Here is a 2,500-nt window from a genome sequence, read left to right as displayed (position 1 = left end):
CAGACAGACAGTGGGTGCTAAGGTCCATTGTCGAGAGGGAAACAACCCAGACCATCAGCTAAGGCCCCCAAATCGTGGCTAAGTGGGAAAGCATGTGAGACGGCCAAAACAACCAGGAGGTTGGCTTAGAAGCAGCCATCCTTTAAAGAAAGCGTAATAGCTCACTGGTCTAATAGCTATCTTGCGGCGAAAATGTACCGGGGCTCAAGCCACGTGCCGAAGCTATGGGTGTTTGAAAGAACGCGGTAGCGGAGCGTTCTCTAGGCCGTTGAAGCCGTACCTGTGAGGGGCGGTGGAGGTATGAGAAGTGCGAATGCGGACATGAGTAGCGACAAACAGGGTGAGAAACCCTGTCGCCGAAAGTCCAAGGGTTCCTACGCAAGGTTAATCCGCGTAGGGTGAGCCGGCCCCTAAGGCGAGGGCGAGAGCCGTAGCCGATGGGAACCAGGTGAATATTCCTGGGCCCGCCAGAAGTGACGGCCATGAAACATTGTCACCCCTTATTGGATTGGGGTGGCGGTTGGATTGGTCCGGGAAATAGCTCTGGCATATGGACCGTACCCGAAACCGACACAGGTGGACTGGATGAGTATTCCAAGGCGCTTGAGAGAACCATATCGAAGGAACTAGGCAAATTACCCGCGTAAGTTAGCGATAAGCGGGACCCATCTTTGGGCAACCAAGGGTGGGTGGCACAGACCAGGGGGTGGCGACTGTTTAGTAAAAACACAGGGCTCTGCGAAGTCGAGAGACGACGTATAGGGTCTGACGCCTGCCCGGTGCCGGAAGGTCAAGGGGAGATGTGCAAGCATCGAACTGAAGCCCCGGTAAACGGCGGCCGTAACTATAACGGTCCTAAGGTAGCGAAATTCCTTGTCGGGTAAGTTCCGACCTGCACGAATGGCGTAACGACCTCCCCACTGTCTCCGGTATGGGCTCAGCGAAATTGAATTCCCCGTGAAGATGCGGGGTACCCGTGGTCAGACGGAAAGACCCTATGAACCTTTACTGCAGCTTGGCAGTGGCGCCAGAAGAGGGCTGTGTAGGATAGGTGGGAGCCATTGAAACCGGGGCGCCAGCTTCGGTGGAGGCAACCTTGAAATACCACCCTGCGCTCTTTTGGCGTCTAACCGAACCCGGTTATCCCGGGTCGGGACCCTGCCTGGTGGGCAGTTTGACTGGGGCGGTCGCCTCCCAAAAGGTAACGGAGGCGCGCGATGGTGGGCTCAAGCCGGTCGGACATCGGCTGTTGAGTGCAAAGGCACAAGCCCGCCTGACTGCGAGCGCGACAGCGCGAGCAGGGACGAAAGTCGGCCTTAGTGATCCGGTGGTCCCGCGTGGAAGGGCCATCGCTCAACGGATAAAAGGTACTCTAGGGATAACAGGCTGATCTCCCCCAAGAGTCCACATCGACGGGGAGGTTTGGCACCTCGATGTCGGCTCATCGCATCCCGGGGCTGGAGCAGGTCCCAAGGGTTCGGCTGTTCGCCGATTAAAGCGGTACGTGAGCTGGGTTTAGAACGTCGTGAGACAGTTCGGTCCCTATCTGCCATGGGTGTTGGAGACTTGAGAGGAGCCGTCCCTAGTACGAGAGGACCGGGACGGACGCACCTCTGGTGCACCGGTTGTCGCGCCAGCGGCATCGCCGGGTAGCCAAGTGCGGAATGGATAACCGCTGAAGGCATCTAAGCGGGAAACCAGCCTCAAAACCAGGTCTCCCTAAGGGCCGTGTAAGACCAGCACGTCGATAGGCCGCACGTATAAGTGGGGTAACCCACTCAGCTAAGCGGTACTAATCACCCGATAGAACTACATATCCAAATTCCACCGCAACGAACTTCCCATAAAGAAGTTCACCGCGCACAGCGCCAAATTACGCAACAGCACACCACACCAATTCAACACATCACCATAACATGATCCTGTATGGTGGCTCGGTGGCTATCGCGGTGTTGCAACACCCGTTCCCATCCCGAACACGGCCGTGAAACACACCAGCGCCCATGGTACTGCGTCTCAAGACGCGGGAGAGTCGGTCGCCGCCGAGCCACCATACGGGATCATACAAAACACATCACCCAACGCGGGGTGGAGCAGCCCGGTAGCTCGTCAGGCTCATAACCTGAAGGTCACAGGTTCAAATCCTGTCCCCGCATCCATCTTAATTTGCAACCCAAACATACCAAGAACATCCGAAGATTGTCCCGGCATTACAACGCCTTGGGAACCAGCACCGGCGCTAGCCATACCAGCACCGGCACCCTCCAGGCCAGCACCGCCCGACGCCAGGTGCAAAATACCAGCAAGCGCACCGCGAACCTCCACACGAAGATCATCACCCTCCGGCACCAGGCGGACCTCATCCACCAGGGATCGAAGCCGCGTCGTAACCGTTGTCTGCGCCCCACTATTTTTTTGGCTTAACCGCTTAGGTTCTTGCCTGCGGCTGCTCATGCCGCAAGTTCAGCGCGCTTGGCATCGCGCCAGGCCCAGGGCAGCA

1 tRNA gene and 2 rRNA genes (1 of these 3 cut by a window edge) are annotated in these 2,500 nt (G+C 57.6%); all 3 read left to right on the top strand.

From position 1 onward, the window contains the following. Positions 1-1,817 (top strand): 23S ribosomal RNA (locus IM475_RS19195) (it extends 918 nt beyond the left edge of the window). Positions 1,818-1,933: 116 nt separating this feature from the next. Further along, a 5S ribosomal RNA gene (gene rrf, locus IM475_RS19190) occupies positions 1,934-2,048 on the top strand. Positions 2,049-2,082: 34 nt separating this feature from the next. Then, a tRNA-Met gene (locus IM475_RS19185) sits at positions 2,083-2,159 on the top strand. The last annotated feature ends 341 nt before the right edge of the window (positions 2,160-2,500 follow it).

The organism is Microcystis sp. M061S2, from assembly GCF_020245605.1.
GTDB lineage: Bacteria > Cyanobacteriota > Cyanobacteriia > Cyanobacteriales > Microcystaceae > Microcystis.
The sequence above is the reverse complement of the archived record's forward strand: the minus strand, read 5'-3'. Positions and strand labels throughout refer to the sequence as shown.